General features: G+C 60.3%; 10 protein-coding genes and 1 pseudogene. 6 read left to right on the plus strand and 5 right to left on the minus strand.

Annotation, left to right across the window (positions count from 1 at the left end):
* Positions 1–56: 56 nt before the first annotated feature.
* The 3 genes and pseudogenes from entF to fes form a co-directional block, all read right to left on the minus strand.
* A pseudogene (gene entF, locus ABOC21_RS17840) lies at positions 57–3,940 on the minus strand (enterobactin non-ribosomal peptide synthetase EntF).
* 10 nt (positions 3,941–3,950) lie between these two features.
* A complete protein-coding gene (locus ABOC21_RS17845) occupies positions 3,951–4,154 on the minus strand; it encodes an MbtH family protein (RefSeq protein ID WP_426812730.1) in 204 nt (67 codons plus the stop codon).
* A 59-nt stretch (positions 4,155–4,213) separates the two neighbouring features.
* Positions 4,214–5,434, minus strand: a complete 1,221-nt coding sequence (gene fes, locus ABOC21_RS17850) for an enterochelin esterase (protein ID WP_426812731.1) — start codon at positions 5,432–5,434, stop codon at positions 4,214–4,216.
* A gap of 241 nt (positions 5,435–5,675) precedes the next feature.
* Here fes and ABOC21_RS17855 point away from each other — a divergent pair, with 241 nt between their 5' ends.
* Positions 5,676–7,931, plus strand: a complete 2,256-nt coding sequence (locus ABOC21_RS17855) for a TonB-dependent siderophore receptor (RefSeq protein ID WP_426812732.1) — start codon at positions 5,676–5,678, stop codon at positions 7,929–7,931.
* Positions 7,932–7,998: 67 nt separating this feature from the next.
* Positions 7,999–8,556: an enterobactin synthase subunit EntD gene (entD, locus tag ABOC21_RS17860; protein ID WP_426812733.1), complete on the plus strand. Its 558-nt coding sequence runs from the start codon at positions 7,999–8,001 to the stop codon at positions 8,554–8,556.
* 112 nt (positions 8,557–8,668) lie between these two features.
* On the opposite strand, the gene ABOC21_RS17865 is transcribed toward entD, so the two are convergent.
* Positions 8,669–9,604, minus strand: a complete 936-nt coding sequence (locus ABOC21_RS17865; protein ID WP_426812734.1) for a transketolase family protein — start codon at positions 9,602–9,604, stop codon at positions 8,669–8,671.
* On the minus strand, positions 9,597–10,427 hold the full coding sequence (locus tag ABOC21_RS17870; RefSeq protein WP_426812735.1) for a transketolase: 831 nt from the start codon (positions 10,425–10,427) through the stop codon (positions 9,597–9,599). The genes ABOC21_RS17865 and ABOC21_RS17870 overlap by 8 nt, the downstream gene beginning before the upstream one ends.
* A 463-nt stretch (positions 10,428–10,890) precedes the next feature.
* On the opposite strand from ABOC21_RS17870, the gene ABOC21_RS17875 reads away from it, so the two are divergent.
* The 4 genes from ABOC21_RS17875 to ABOC21_RS17890 all read left to right on the plus strand — a co-directional run bounded on the left by ABOC21_RS17875 (position 10,891) and on the right by ABOC21_RS17890 (position 15,452).
* Complete coding sequence (locus ABOC21_RS17875; protein ID WP_426812736.1) at positions 10,891–11,841, plus strand: sugar-binding transcriptional regulator; 951 nt, start codon at positions 10,891–10,893, stop codon at positions 11,839–11,841.
* A 358-nt stretch (positions 11,842–12,199) separates the two neighbouring features.
* A complete protein-coding gene (locus tag ABOC21_RS17880; protein ID WP_426812737.1) occupies positions 12,200–13,720 on the plus strand; it encodes an FGGY family carbohydrate kinase in 1,521 nt (506 codons plus the stop codon).
* A gap of 132 nt (positions 13,721–13,852) precedes the next feature.
* A complete protein-coding gene (locus ABOC21_RS17885) occupies positions 13,853–14,788 on the plus strand; it encodes a D-ribose ABC transporter substrate-binding protein (RefSeq protein ID WP_426812738.1) in 936 nt (311 codons plus the stop codon).
* A 43-nt stretch (positions 14,789–14,831) separates the two neighbouring features.
* Positions 14,832–15,452 carry a DUF2291 family protein gene (locus ABOC21_RS17890; RefSeq protein ID WP_426812739.1) on the plus strand — a complete coding sequence of 207 codons (621 nt, stop codon included), beginning with the start codon at positions 14,832–14,834 and terminating at the stop codon, positions 15,450–15,452.

Below are 15,452 nucleotides of genomic sequence, written 5' to 3' on the forward strand. Positions count from 1 at the left end.
TGCCGGGCTATACGCCGGGGGCCGGGGTCGCCCGGAAAGCCCGGACGACGCTCGGCCTATCCCAGAATCTCCCGTACCACCGGACCTATCGACTCAAAGGCCTGGGGCGAGATGATCTCGACGTGCGCGCACGCCTGGCTGAAGATCTCCAGCTCGCCGACCCACGGCCCCCACAGCGCCTGCGGGTCCATCCCCGGCTGGCGCGTTTTTTCCGCCACGAACAGGGTCGCCTTGCCGTCGAACTTCGCGCTGTGCGCGGTGGTCAGCAGGCGCACCGCGTCGGCGTAGTTGCCCTCGATGGTGCTAAACAGCTCGCCGGACGGCTGCCCCTGCTGGGCGGCGAGGAACGCTTCCCGCTCGCGGTCGATTTCGGCCAGCACCTGCGGGTCGAGGCCGTTGGCCTCTTTTTCCGCCCAGTTTTGCGACTCCGGCGGCCAGGTATCCAGCAGCCCGAGGAACGCTACCGCTTCGCCGCGCTGGCGTAAGCGCGCGGCAATTCCCTGCGCCAGGGTGCCGCCGAGGGAGTAACCGAACAGGTAATATGGCCCGTGCGGCTGCTGCGCCAGTAAAGTTTGCAGATGAGACTCGCAGACTTCATCCAGGGCAGCGGCGCTCGCCATCGGCCCCTGCGGGCGCGGCGACTGAATGCCGGTAATTGACCAGCGCGGGTTGAGATAGCGCGCCAGCACGCTGAACTGCCAGGCAAAACCGGAGGCCGGATGGAAGCAGAACAGCGTCGGGCCGTCGCTTTTACGCAGGGGTAAAAGCGTATCAAAGCCCAGACGCTGCGCCTGCTCGTCGCTCAGATCGGAAGCCAGCAGCGCGCTCAGCTGGCCGACCGTCGAGGCGACCATCACCTGGCCCGGCGTCACCTGGCGCGCAAAGCGGCGGCTCAGCTGCGCCGCCAGGCGCATCGCGAGCAGCGAGTGGCCGCCAAGGGCAAAGAAATCGGCTTCGATGTCGTTCACTTCGCAGCCCAGCAGCTGGCTGAACGCCTCGGCAACCGCGCGCTCGCTCTCTGACGCCGGCGGCCGGCCGCGACGCTCCTGGCTCAGCGTGGGCAGCGGCAGCGCTTTACGATCCAGCTTGCCGTTAGCGCTCAGCGGCAGCGCCGGCAGCGGGATCAGCACCACCGGCACCATATGCGGCGGCAGCTGCTCGCCGAGACGCGCTTTCAGCGCCGCGGTATCCAGCGGCAGCCCGGACTCAGACACCAGGTAACCGACCAGCTGGCGGGCATCGCCGCCGGTCGCCGCCGCCTGATTAAAGACGCAGGCGTGGGCGACCGCCTGGGCCACGCCCGGCAGCGCCGCCATGACGCGATCTATTTCCCCCACTCGATGCGCTGACCGCGAATTTTCAGCTGATCGTCGCTGCGCCCCAGATACTCCACCGCCCCGTTATCGAGCCAGCGCGCCACGTCCCCGGTACGGTACATGCGCTCGCCGGCGCTAAACGGATCGGCAATAAAGCGGCTGGCTGTCAGGTCCGGTCGTCCGAGATAGCCCTGCGCCAGCTGGATGCCGGTGAGATACAGATCCCCCGCGACGCCGGGCGGTACCGGGCGCATCGCGGCATCAAGAATGCGTAATCCGGTGTTCCACACCGGCCAGCCGATCGGCACGCTGCTGCCGGTCACCGCCGCCAGCCTCCGCGCCGCAGGCCGGGTACCAGCTGACGTCTACCGCCGCTTCGGTCGGACCGTAGAGGTTATGCAGCGCCACGCCGGTCAGCTCTTGCCATTCGCGGCACAGCCCGGTCGGCAGCGCTTCGCCGCTGCAGAATACCCGCCGTAGCGTGTGGCAGGCGGCGACGTTTTCCGCGTCGAGCGAAGCGACGAACGCCGCCAGCATCGACGGCACAAAGTGGGTCGTGGTCACGCCGTAGCGGGCGAAGAACTGCTGCATCGCCAGCGGATCGCGATGCGCTTCGGGTTCCGCCATCACCAGCCGGGCGCCGGCGATAAACGGCCACCAGAACTCCCATACCGAGACGTCAAAGCTGCACGGCGTTTTCTGCGCCACCACGTCATCGGCGCCGAGCGGATAGTGATTTTGCATCCACAGCAGGCGGTTGACGATCGCGGTCTGCCCCACCATCACCCCTTTCGGGCGTCCGGTGGAGCCGGAGGTAAAGATGATATAGGCGGTATGCTCCGGCGCGGAGAGCGCCAGCGGCGCGTCATCCCCCGCCGCCAGCGGCTGCTGATAGCACAGGCTGGCAAGCCCGGGGATATCGCTAAAGCGCGCCAGCTGATCGTCGGAAGTCAGCAGTAGCGTCGGACGCGCGTCTTCGAGCATCATACGCAGGCGATCGTCAGGATAGCCGGTATCGAGCGGCAGCCAGGCGGCGCCCGCTTCAACGATGGCGTGCAGCGCCAGGGTGAGGAAAACCGAACGCGGCAGCGCCACCGCTACGCTATCGCCGGGCTTAACCCCGCGCGCGCGCAGCACCTCTGCCAGCGCCACCACCTGCTGGCGCATTTCGCGGTAGCTGAACTGCCAGCTGGCGTCCGCCAGCGCGGGCGCATCCGGGGTCTTCATCGCCTGCTCCGCGACCAGCGCGCTCAGCGTGGTAGCGGGCAGCGCGATGCCGGTATTATTGATTTCCGCCAGCCGCTGCGTTTCCCGCGCGGACAGCATGTCCGCTTCGCCGCAGCGCAGCGCCGGGTCGGCGGCAAACTGGGCCAGCAGCGCGGAGAGGCGCTCAACGTGCGCGCGCAGCGTGGCCTCATCGTAGCGCTGCTTATTGGCCAGCACTTCCAGCGACAGGCCGCCGGCTTCGTCCGGGAACAGCGCCAGCTCAAGATCGTTAACCGGGCCGGTCGCCAGGGTGTGCGTTACCGCCTGCACGCCGTCAATATCGAGAACGTAATCGAAGACTTTAATATTTAATACCGGGCCAAACAGCGGCTCATCGCCCGCGGCCTTGCCGCTATCGCGGACGATTTGCTCCGCATCATAGCGCTGGTGGCGACGTATTTTTTTCAGCCTGTCCGGCGAGGCGCAGCGCCAGCTCGGCCAGGGTTTCCTGGGCATCGATGTTGATCGCCAGCGGCAGGACGTTAAGTACCGGGCCGGTCGCGGTCAGCGCCGCCGAGCCCATGCGGCGCATAAAGATAAAGCCGGCGGCATAGTCCATCCGCCCGCACAGGCGTCCCAGCCACAGGGCGGTAAGCGCCAGCGCCAGGTCGGCGCGCTGGCACTGCGGGGCGCCGGCGGCCAGACGGCTGAAGGTCGCGGCGTCAGCGTCAAGCTTCAGGCGCCAGATCTCCGTGCCCGTTGCTCGTCCCGCCAGCGGCGCGGCGGAGAGCGAAACCGGCGCCGGCAGCGCCCTGCGCTGCTCCTGCCAGAACTGCTTGTCCCGCTGCCAGCCATCGCTGCCGTAGTAGCGCTGATACTCTTCCACCACCTCGGCGAACGGCGTAAACGGCGACTCCGGCGTCGCCTCTCCGCGCTGCCAGGCGCGATAAATGGCGGCGATCTGGCGGGTAATGGCGGGGAAACTAAAGCCATCGACGAGTAAATGATGATAGCGCTGATACCAGTACCAGCGATTATCCGCCGTGCGCAGCAGACTGGTGGCAGACCAGCGGATTTCCGCTATCGACGCGCAGGTTCTGTCCGAGGTCGGCCTGCATAATGGCCAGCGCCGCCGCGTGCGGATCGTCCGCCGCGCGCAGGTCGCGGTACTGCGGTTCGTCGAAGGCGCGGTCCTCATCGACCCACTGCCAGGCTTCGCCGTTGTCTTCGCAAAAGCGCATGCTTAGCGTATCGGCCTGGCGCAGGCCGGCGACGATCGCCCGACCGAGCAGCGCCGGATCGAGGCTGCCGCTGAGCTCGACGTAGTGAGCAACGCTCCAGGCCCCGGGCAGCGTAGACAGCCGCTCCGCCATCCAGATCCCCGGCTGCGCGGCAACCAGCGGTAAACGAGTGGTCATCATCGGCTCCTTAGGACGCGTAGTGCGCGGGGGTGAGGGTTGACCAGTTCGCCGCCAGCCAGGCATTGCACGCTTCCAGCGACTGCGGCGGACACTCTACCGCCCAGCCCTCCGGCAGCGCGCAGTGATGAGGCCACAGACTGTACTGCTGCAGCTCGTTACGTAGAATGTAAAACTGCCCTTGCGGATTATCGAAGGGGTTACTGAATTGCATTTCAAACTCCTGTTAATACTCGCTATCCTGCTGGCCGCCTCGGCAGCCCTCGCGCATGATCAATGATTGGGTTCCGAAGGGGCGGATTCGGTAGATTGCCACAGCTGAATCAGTCCCGCCGTCAGCCCGCCGCGCCAGCACAGCGCATCGTGCCCGCCGTCAATCTGACGCCAGAACACCGTCCCTTCCGACCGCCGCAGCAGGGCTAAAAGCGCCTGATTCGCGCGGAAAATAAGGGGCTCCCGCTCGCCGGCTTCGAGCCACACCCGCAGCCCGTCGGCGCGCAGCTCGCCCGATCTCAGGCCTTCAATCAGCACGCCATCCTGCGCGCCGCCGCGGTGCGGCCACCAGTAGGAGCCGGACTGGCTGAGCGCGCAGCCAAAACGCTGCGGCCAGTTCAGGGCGGCGAACAGCGCCGCCAGGCCGCCAAAGCTTTGCCCGGCGACGACGGTACGCTCGGCCCGCTCGCTAAAGGCTGCGATTTGACGCACCTGCGGCAGCAGCTCCTCCTGTACCGCCAGCCAAAAATCGCGGTTGCACGGCAGCTCGCGGCCGCGGTGCGCGTTATCAATCACGTCGATCAGCAGATATACCGCCGCCGGCAGCCGGCCCTCGCGGGTGAGTCCGGCCAGCGGCGACCACACCGGCATGCTCTCGGCCCAGAACTGGCCGTCCAGCAGCACCGCCAGCGGGCGCTCTTCCGCCGCGCCGTCGCCGGTGGCATAAATCCATACCCGACGGCTGTTGCCAAGCCGCGCGCTGCGCCACTGGATGCAGACCGGCGGGGCATAGTTTTCATCGCGCAGCGCCCAGCCGGGCTGCTCCGGCGCCTGCGCAAGCTCCAGCGCCGAGACCGCGTGGCCGCGCCCGCCCTTCCAGCTTTGCGGGTTGAGCGGGTCGGCTACCGCGCGCGGCAGCAGGCGTCGCCAGCCCTCGCGCAGCAGGGTGCGGTCTGGAGCGTCGCCGTTAAAAATCTCAGGAGCAAAATCGTCATCGCGTTCGGAGGGGATAAAACAGTAGCTGCCGCGCCAGGTCGACGAGAGCGTGGTCTGCCATTGCCAGGCATCGGTGCCCAGGACGCGCCGCAGGGTTTGCGGGACGGCATTTTTGTGGTGGTCGGTGACGCCGGTGATGTAAATCCACACCCGCCGCGTCGCCGAAGTGGCCTCGCTGCCCGCCGGATCCCGCCACCAGAACGTTACCCGGTACGCCTCGCCAGACGCCTCCGACTGCGGGCCGCTCAGGCTTTGCCACCACTCATCGCTTCCTGTCTCGAGCATTAAATAACCCTATGTTTATCATGATATTTATCAATAAACGTAATGTTTTGTTGATAATATTATTGATAACTATTTGTATTTGCAATAGCGTACTACCGCGCGTTGGTATGAGTAACTTCTAAAAACATGTCAGAGATGGCGGGCATTTGTCCTCTACTGGCAACATTTGTGTATGCCGTCACCTCTCCCGGTGGGAAGAGGCCTTTGGGGAAAGCGGCAACAGACAGCAGGATTTAATAAAATGAATAACAGGATCAAATCCCTGGCCTTGCTGGTCAATCTGGGTATTTATGGTGTTGCCCTCCCGCTGTGCGCGGAAGAGACCACAAACAGCAAAAAAACGGCCGCCGAAGAGACCATGGTCGTTACCGCAGCGGAGCAGAACCTACAGGCTCCCGGCGTCTCCACCATCACCGCCGATGAAATTCGTAAACGTCCACCGGCCCGCGATGTCTCAGAAATCATCCGCACCATGCCGGGCGTTAACCTGACCGGCAACTCCACCAGCGGCCAGCGCGGCAACAACCGCCAGATTGATATTCGCGGCATGGGCCCGGAAAATACCCTGATCCTGATTGACGGTAAGCCGGTCACCAGCCGTAACTCCATTCGTCTCGGCTGGCGCGGCGAGCGCGATACCCGCGGCGATACCAGCTGGGTGCCGCCAGAGCTTATTGAGCGCATTGAGGTCATTCGCGGCCCGGCGGCGGTACGCTACGGCAACGGCGCGGCGGGCGGCGTGGTCAATATCATCACCAAAAAAGGCGATAGCGAGTGGCACGGTTCATGGAATACCTACATGAACGCCCCGGAGCATAAAGACGAAGGCTCGACCAAACGTACCAACTTCAGCCTTAACGGCCCGCTGGGCGGCGATTTCAGCTTCCGCCTGTTGGGTAACCTCGATAAAACGCAGGCCGACGCCTGGGATATTAACCAGGGACATCAGTCCGAGCGTACCGATACCTACTCCGATACCCTGCCGGCCGGGCGCGAAGGGGTCGAGAACAAAAACATCAACGGCGTCGTGCGCTGGGACTTTGCGCCGATGAACTCGCTGGAGTTTGAAGCAGGCTACAGCCGCCAGGGCAACCTGTACGCCGGGGATACGCAGAACACCAACAATGATAACAGCAGCAGCGGCCTGGTGAAGAAAAACTACGGCAAAGAGACTAACCGTCTCTATCGCCAGAACTATGCGATCACGTGGAACGGCGGCTGGGATAACGGCATTACCACCAGCAACTGGGCGCAGTACGAACACACCCGCAACTCGCGCCTCGGCGAGGGGCTGGCGGGCGGCCTGGAAGGCCTGTTTAACAGCGATAAGTTTAGCGATATCGACCTCTCCGACGTGATGCTGCACAGCGAAATCAGCATTCCGTTTGACCTGCTGGTCAATCAGAACCTGACCCTGGGCACCGAGTGGAACCAGCAGCGGATGAAGGACATGTCCTCTAACGGCCAGGCCCTACAGGGCGGCCCAATTGGAGACATGAGCAACGATCGTAGCCCGTACTCGCAGGCGGAGATCTTCTCGCTGTTTGCCGAAGATAACCTTGAGCTCACCGATTCCACCATGCTCACCCCGGCATTGCGCTTCGATCATCACTCTATCGTCGGCAATAACTGGAGCCCGTCGCTGAACCTGTCCCAGGGCCTGGGCGACGACTTTACCCTGAAGATGGGCATTGGCCGCGCCTATAAGGCGCCAAGCCTCTACCAGACCAACCCGAACTATCTCCTGTACAGCAAAGGCCAGGGCTGCTACGCCAGCGCCGATAACGTCGGGTGCTACATGCTGGGTAACGATAACCTGAAGGCAGAAACCAGCATTAACAAGGAGATTGGCCTCGAATTTAAACGCGACGGCTGGCTGGCGGGCGTGACCTGGTTCCGTAACGACTACCGCAACAAGATTGAAGCCGGCTATGCGCCAATTGGTCAGACCGGAACGGGTAAAGTCGTCACCGATATTTACCAGTGGGAAAACGTGCCGAAAGCGGTGGTTGAAGGACTGGAAGGTACGTTAAACGTTCCGGTTAGCGAAACCGTTAACTGGACCAATAACATCACCTGGATGCTGCAGAGTAAGAATAAGGAGACCGGCGATCGCCTGTCGATTATCCCGGAATATACCCTCAACTCGACCCTCAGCTGGCAGGTATACGACGATGTTTCCGTGCAGTCGACCTTTACCTGGTACGGTAAGCAGCAGCCGAAAAAGTATAACTACAAGGGTCAGCCGGTCACCGGCAGCGAGAAGAACGAGGTTAGCCCATACAGTATCCTCGGCCTGAGCGCGACCTGGGACGTGACCAAAAACGTCAGCCTGACCGGCGGCGTGGATAACGTCTTCGATAAGCGCCACTGGCGTGCGGGTAACGCCCAGACAACGGGTAACGCAACGACCGGCGCTTATATGTACGGCGCAGGTGCCGAAACCTATAACGAGTCGGGCCGTACCTGGTATCTGGGCGTCAACACTCACTTCTGATTGCTCGTCTGAATCCCGCCGCCCTCTTGCCATAGAGGGCGGCGGGCAAATCGGTTAACATCCCTTCATGCAGACACGTCACAGCACCCTTTTACTTGCCGGGCATCTTATCCAGCGGATTGATTTCGACCCTGCCAGCTTCCAGCCAGCGGATCTGCTGTGGCTGCCACATCACGCCCTGCTCGCCGCAAGCGGCCGTAAGCGTCAGGCTGAACATCTTGCCGGACGCATCGCCGCCGTTCACGCCCTGCGCGAAGTTGGCGAAAAAACGCCCCCGCCGCCCGGCGAGCGGCGCCAGCCACAGTGGCCCGCGCCGTGGTTCGGCAGCATCAGCCACTGTGAAAATAGCGCCCTGGCGGTGGTCTCTTCTCAGCCGGTGGGGATTGATATTGAGCGCTGCTTTACGCCGGCGCTGGCGACGGAGCTCGAAAGCAGCATTATCAGCGCCGCGGAAAAAACGCGGCTGGCGGCCAGCGGCCTGCCCTTTGCGTTGGCGCTGACGCTGGCGTTCTCGGCGAAAGAGAGTGGGTTTAAGGCGCTCCCTCTTCCCCGTCAGCCTCGGGATGGATTTTCTGCGCATGCGAGTGACGTATATAAAGGAAGGAACGCTGCGGATGCAAATTGATGATGAGATAGTTCAGGTGCACTGGCTGCAAAGCGACGCGCGGGTCATCACCCTCTGCGGGACGGCAAAATAGCGCCACCCGCGCGGCTGCCCGCACGGGTTTTCGCCAGGGTTAGCGCAGCGTGCGGGCCAGCGCCGCGATCGCCGGCGCGTCGAAACCGTGATGCTGACGAAGCCAGCCGCGATCCGCCGCCGCCGCATACTCGCCGTCAGGGATCCCTAGGCGCTTCAGAGGGATACCGGCGCCGCCTTCGGCCAGCACTTCGGCAACCAGGCTGCCAAGCCCGCCGTTGACGTTGTGCTCTTCAACCGTGATGACCGCGCTACAGCCCTTCAGCGCCGCCAGCAGCGCTGCGGTGTCGCAAGGGCGAATCGACGGTACGCTCACCACCTTCGCGTCAACGCCCTGTTCCGCCAACAGTTGCGCAGCGTCAACGATCTCATGCACCGTCGAGCCCGTCGCAACCAGCGCAATATCCCGGCCTTCGCGCAGGGTAACCACCACCCCCGGCACAAAGCGATAGCTCTCGTCGAGCAGTTCCGGCAGCGCCTTGCCGTCAAGGCGGATATAGACCGGCCCCTGATACTGAATGGCGTAGTCGATTATCTGCCGACATTCGCGCGGCGTAGAGGGGGCAAAGATTTGGATATTGCCGAACCCGCGCATCACGGCCAGGTCGTCAATGGAGTGATGGGTGCTCGCCAGCGGGCCGTAGCTGGCTCCGGCGTTCAGGCCAAACAGCTTAACGTTGGTGTTGTTGTAGCAGACGTCGACTTTGATCTGCTCATTGGCGCGAGAAATCAGGAAGGGCGCGGCGTTACAGGTCACCGCAACTTTCCCCCCCAGCGCCAGCCCGGCCGCCATGCCGACCATACTTTGTTCGGCAATCCCGACGTTAACCAGACGACCGGGGAATTGTTTAATAAAAGGCGCAATTTTCGCCGTCGAGGTGGAATCAGCAACGACCGGCACCAGATCAACGCCGCTTTCTACCGCGTCAATAAACGCTTGCACCATTACGCTTGCCAGGTGTTCTGCATTACTCATCTTTCAGTTCCTCCAGTGCCAGTTCAATCTCTTCGCCTTTCGGTACCCGGTGGTGCCATTCCGGACGCCCCTGGATAAAGGAAATACCGGCGCCTTTTGTCGTATTCGCGATAATAACGTTAGGTTTACCCGCCTGCTGCAGCCCTTCCAGAGCGGCCACCACTGAGGCCATATCGTTTCCCTGACACTCGGTCACGGCCATGCCAAACGCTTTCCATTTATCGGCAAGCGGGTCGGTATTCATAATCTCGCGGGTCGGCCCGGCAAGCTGGAGATTGTTTTTATCGTTGATAATAATCAGGTTATCGAGCCCGTAGTGCGCCGCGGCCAGCGCCGCTTCCCAGTTGCTGCCCTCCGCCAGTTCGCCATCGCCGGTAATTAAAAAGATGCGCCGGGCGCTGTTGCTCTTTTTCGCCGCCAGCGCCAGCCCCACCGCAACCGGCAAACCGTGGCCCAGCGCCCCGGTATTCAGCTCAATGCCGGGAGTTTTTTGACGAACCGGGTGGCCAGGAAGGTGCGAGTTGGCATGCTGATAGGTCGCCAGCCACTCGACCGGGAAAAAACCGGCTTCCGCCAGCACGCAGTAATAGCACCCCACCGCATGGCCTTTAGACTGGATGTAAATATCCCGCTCAGGGTCGGCAATCTGCTCCGGGGAGACGTTTAGCACGCGGAAATAGAGGGCGGTTAAAAGTTCTACCTGCGACAGATCGGCGCCGGTGTGGCCCCCGGCCGGGCTGTTGGCGTTCAATCTGATAATATGGCGGCGCACCGCGCGAGCTTGACGCTCAAGAGCCTGGACATCGTAGCTATAGGGATTCATTTAATACCTCTGAATTTAATTTCAACTTGGAATATTTATTCCGTCAGGGACTAAAAAAACCAGACATCCCCAGGCAGCGCATCATCAGGCTTCCGCCGCTGCATCATACTCAGGAACATTCTGCCTCCTTACTATCAGGCCTGTCTGCGCCTGGATAAGTTTTCAGTTGACTTGATATCACCATGAATATATATTCAATGATGATTCTTTATTCAATTATGCGACAGATGTTCTGTTTTTGTCCATAGCTGATTTTGAGGATTGATAAAAGTTAGAGTTTCATCACACTTAGTTCTCTTTCTTTTTCACGTATGATAAAAGCCTCTATACCCTGAATTATTCGCACTGCAGTCTGCTCAGGCAGAGGGCCGGCGCGGTAGATGCGCAACGCCAGCGGACGGGCAATTTTCGGCCTGACGGGTATAGCATAATGGATAGACGTTAATGATTTTCGGGGATATATATGGCTAAGCAGGATGAACAAAGGCTGTTAGTTAAGATTGCCACGCTTTACTATCTTGAAGGACGAAAGCAGTCCGACATCGCACAACTTCTGTCGCTCTCCCAGTCATTTGTCTCCCGCGCCATCACCCGCTGCCAGAAGGAAGGGGTGGTAAAAATTAGCGTCGTTCAGCCCTCGAATATTTTTCTTAACCTCGAAAAAGGCATCGAAGATCGCTACGGAATTAAGCAGGCTATCGTCGTCGATACCGAAGAGGATGCCAGCGATCATACCCTCAAGCGCGCAATTGGCTCCGCTGCGGCCCACTATCTGGAAACCCGCCTGCGGCCAAAAGATCTGATCGGCGTCTCCTCATGGAGTTCGACCATCAGGGCGATGGTCGATGAGGTCCACGCGCAGAACCTGAAGGCCAGCGGCGTCATCCAACTGCTTGGCGGCGTGGGGCCAAACGGCAACGTGCAGGCCACCATCCTGACCCAGACGCTCGCCCAGCATCTTAACTGCCAGGCCTGGCTGCTGCCTTCGCAAAGCATTGAAGGTTCGATGGCCGAGAAAAACCGCCTCATTGCCAGTCAGGACGTCGCCGACGTGGTTTCGCGCTTCGATGAGGTCGATATTGCCATCGTCGGGATCGGGATCCTCGAACCTTCACAGCTGCTGAAAACATCAGGTAACTATTACCACGAAGATATGCTGCAGGTGCTGGCCGAACGCGGAGCGGTGGGGGATATCTGCCTGCACTATTACGACAAAAAGGGCCAGGCCGTGTTACGCGATGATGAAGATCCTGTTATTGGCATGGCGCTGGAAAAAGTAAAAAAATGCCCCAACGTCGTGGCGCTGGCCGGCGGTAGCGATAAGGTAGCGGCGATCAAAGGCGCCCTCTCCGGCGGCTATATCGACGTTTTAATCACCGATTACCCGACCGCAAGGCTGCTGATCGCCGGCTAATTTTCCCGCAGATATTTTTTGCATGCCTCTGCGCCGCCCTTTCCGATGCCGAGGCGTGCAAAATAAACATATATATTTCAATGGACTGATAAAATAGCGCCGCGCTTAGCCCGCCAGCCCTCCGCGCATTTATCCATGCAGATAAGTGTGATTGCCAGCACAATTGATAACTTTCCCTCTAGCCCCGGGGAAAGTTTCTGGCTAAGGTATTTAAATAAATAATCACTATCGAATATATATTCAGTGATTACAAAAGTGATAACGAAATGTCACATCATGCCCTGCTAAATCGCAACGCGATAGCGAGGAATGTTCGCCCCTCAGCGCCAGGACGAAATGTGACTCAGGAGACTATCTCATGTCGGCAACACAGCAAGAGTTCATTATTGCACTCGACGAGGGAACGACCAATGCCAAAGCGGTCGTGCTCGACGGCCGTGGCAACGTTATTGTGAAATTTTCACAGCCCCTGGCGATTCAAACCCCGCGCGATGGCTGGGTCGAGCAATCCGGCGAGACGCTGATCGAAGCCTCGCTTGCGGTGATTGCCAAAGCGGTTGCGCACGTTGGCGCGGATAACGTGGCCGCATTAGCCATCAGCAACCAGCGGGAAACCGCCATCGGCTGGTATCGCCACAGCGGAAAGCCGGTTAACGCCGCCATCACCTGGCAATGCACCCGCAGCGCCGCGTTTTGCGACGAGCTGCGCCATGCGGGCAAAGAGCAGCAGATTAAAACCACCACCGGCCTACCGATTGCGCCGCTGTTCTCCGCCTCCAAAATGCGCTGGCTGCTGGAGTCCATCCCCGAGGGTCACCTTCTCGCCGAACGCGGCGAGATCTGCCTCGGCACCATCGATAGCTGGCTGCTGTGGAACTTAACCCACGGCGACGCCTTCTGCTGCGACTACTCCAACGCCGCGCGCACCCAGCTGCTCAATTTGCAAAGCGGGCAGTGGGATGACGACATGCTGGCCCTGTTCCAGATCCCCCGCGCCGCGCTGGCGGAAATTAAGCCATCCAGTGGATTATTTGGCTACACCCGCGGACTCGCGGCGATACCTGACGGCATTCCGATCATGTCAATGGTCGGCGACTCCCACGCCGCGCTTTTTGGCCATGCGCTGGGGGAACTCGGGTGCGTGAAAGCCACCTACGGCACAGGCTCGTCGGTGATGGCGCCGGTTAAATCAGCCCAGTGCGATATTGACGCGCTGGCCACCACCATTGCCTGGCATGACGGCGAGCGCATCACCTACGGGCTGGAAGGCAACATTCCCCACACCGGCGATGCCGTAGCGTGGATGGCTGACAGCACCGGCCTGAGCGAACTCACCGCCGACGAACTGGGCCACGAGCTGAACACCCTGCCCGCCTCGGTTGAGTCGACGATGGGGGTCTATTTTGTGCCGGCGCTGACCGGGCTCGGCGCGCCGTGGTGGGACGATAGCGCCCGCGGCGTGATTTGCGGGCTGAGCCGCGGCGTTAAGCGGGCGCACCTGATCCGCGCCGCGCTGGAATCTATCACCTACCAGATTGCCGACGTGGTTGTCGCCATGCGCCAGCATGATGATTTCAGCCTCTCGGCGCTGATGGTCGACGGCGGACCGACCAAAAACGACTGGCTCATGCAGTACCAGGCCGATCTGCTGGGCTGCCCGGTTATGCGCAGCGATGTGCCCGAGCTCTCGGCCATTGGCGCGGCCCTGCTGGCCCGCAAGGCGCTCAATCCCAATGCGCCGGTCGATTTGACGAGCTTTTTAACCGCACACGGTACATTTAATCCCGACATGGCCCGCCACCAGCGCCTGCAGGCACGATGGCAGGAGTGGCGCCATGCGGTGGAGAGAACATTATGGAAACCGGCGACGTGCGCCTGACGCCCACCAGGGAATCCGCGGGTGACGAACCTTAATCATTAACAGAAGGAGAATTCCGGCCCATACAACCGCCTTTCCGGACTTACGTTGTTTCACCGTACCCGACAATAACAACACAGAGAGAACATTGTCATGAAATTACGTTTAACGCTTTTAACCGCTGCAACCCTGACCGCGCTTTCTTTTACTGCCCAGGCAGTAGAAAAGGGCACCATCATGATCATGGTTAACTCGCTGGATAACCCCTATTACGCTTCTGAAGCCAAAGGGGCCAGCGAGAAAGCAAAAGCACTCGGATATAACACCACCATCCTGTCTCATGGCGAAGATGTAAAAAAACAGAACGAATTGATTGATACCGCTATCGGTAAAAAAGTTCAGGGCATTATTCTGGATAACGCCGACTCCACCGCCAGCGTCGCGGCGATTAAAAAAGCTAAAGATGCGGGTATTCCGATTATATTAATTAACCGGGAAATTCCTGTCGATGACGTAGCTCTGGAGCAGATTACGCATAATAACTTCCAGGCTGGTTCGGAAGTCGCCAACGTCTTTGTTGAGAAAATGGCGGAAAAAGGGAAATACGCCGAACTCACCTGCAACCTTGCGGATAATAACTGCGTTACGCGTTCTAAATCATTCCACCAGGTGATTGACCAATATCCGGATATGGTCAGCGTCGCTAAACAGGATGCTAAAGGTACGCTAATTGACGGTAAGCGCATTATGGACAGCATCCTGCAGGCCCACCCTGACGTCAAAGGCGTGATCTGCGGCAACGGTCCGGTAGCGCTTGGCGCCATCGCCGCCCTCAAGGCGGCAAACCGGACTGACGTCGTAGTGGTCGGCATCGACGGCAGCAACGACGAGCGTGATGCGGTCAAGGCCGGCACGCTGCAGGCAACCGTTATGCTGCAGGCCCAGTCGATTGCGGCGCAGGGCGTTACCGACCTCGATAACTACCTGCAAAAAGGCGTCAAACCCGCGAAGCAACGCGTCATGTTCCGCGGCATTCTGATAACCAAAGATAACGCAGATAAAGTTCAGGACTTCAACATCAAATCCTGAGTTCGGGTTGTTGCGCCCCTTCGGGGGCGCGTAGGAGAGTAATATGTACAAAAAAACCTGGCTGGCACTGGCCGTACTTGCTCTCGGAGGCTGTCGTATCGTCTCCCAGCAGGAGCTGGCCGATCTTAAATCCCCGCCCAATCCGCATATGGCAAATATCGATCAAACGTGGCAGAACAAAATCGTACCGCAGGTTGTGGCTCAGGCCCGCCCGGTCAGCGAACTGATGGCCGCGCTGCGCGCCGCTAAGGATTTCGATAGCGCCTGTCAGGCTCTGGGCTATCGCGCCCAGGAGGAGAATCCCTGCATTTTTTACGTCAAGGTCGCAGGTAAAATCGACAAGATCGACTCTACCTCCCGCAGCGGAAAAATGACGGTTGCAGATAGCGCCGGCGGCCCGGTAGTGGTGCAAATTGGCCCGACGCTTCGCGGCACCCAGCTGCGGGATGGCGATAAAGGCACCAGCTATCAGGACTTTAATGACCAGGTGCTGTTTGGCGAATACGGCCGGGCCATTAATGAACAGGCGGTGAAAATGATTCAGACTGCGCAGGTAAAAAGCGGTGAAACCGTCGAGATATACGGCGTCTTCTCCGCCTGGGATATTCCACAAGCGGTTCCCGATATTACGCCAGCGAAAATCGTACGCTCCGGAGGACAATAA

The organism is Klebsiella sp. WOUb02, from assembly GCF_050058015.1.
Lineage (GTDB): Bacteria > Pseudomonadota > Gammaproteobacteria > Enterobacterales > Enterobacteriaceae > Klebsiella.

What these genes read in the sequence shown, in the direction of transcription:
- entD (WP_426812733.1), top strand. Translation starts at nt 7,999, where the DNA reads ATGCAGACACGTCACAGCACCCTTTTACTTGCCGGGCATCTTATCCAG.
- ABOC21_RS17880 (WP_426812737.1), top strand. Translation starts at nt 12,200, where the DNA reads ATGTCGGCAACACAGCAAGAGTTCATTATTGCACTCGACGAGGGAACG.
- ABOC21_RS17855 (WP_426812732.1), top strand. Translation starts at nt 5,676, where the DNA reads ATGAATAACAGGATCAAATCCCTGGCCTTGCTGGTCAATCTGGGTATT.
- ABOC21_RS17890 (WP_426812739.1), top strand. Translation starts at nt 14,832, where the DNA reads ATGTACAAAAAAACCTGGCTGGCACTGGCCGTACTTGCTCTCGGAGGC.
- ABOC21_RS17865 (WP_426812734.1), bottom strand. Translation starts at nt 9,604, where the DNA reads ATGAGTAATGCAGAACACCTGGCAAGCGTAATGGTGCAAGCGTTTATT.
- ABOC21_RS17845 (WP_426812730.1), bottom strand. Translation starts at nt 4,154, where the DNA reads ATGCAATTCAGTAACCCCTTCGATAATCCGCAAGGGCAGTTTTACATT.
- ABOC21_RS17875 (WP_426812736.1), top strand. Translation starts at nt 10,891, where the DNA reads ATGGCTAAGCAGGATGAACAAAGGCTGTTAGTTAAGATTGCCACGCTT.
- fes (WP_426812731.1), bottom strand. Translation starts at nt 5,434, where the DNA reads ATGCTCGAGACAGGAAGCGATGAGTGGTGGCAAAGCCTGAGCGGCCCG.
- ABOC21_RS17885 (WP_426812738.1), top strand. Translation starts at nt 13,853, where the DNA reads ATGAAATTACGTTTAACGCTTTTAACCGCTGCAACCCTGACCGCGCTT.
- ABOC21_RS17870 (WP_426812735.1), bottom strand. Translation starts at nt 10,427, where the DNA reads ATGAATCCCTATAGCTACGATGTCCAGGCTCTTGAGCGTCAAGCTCGC.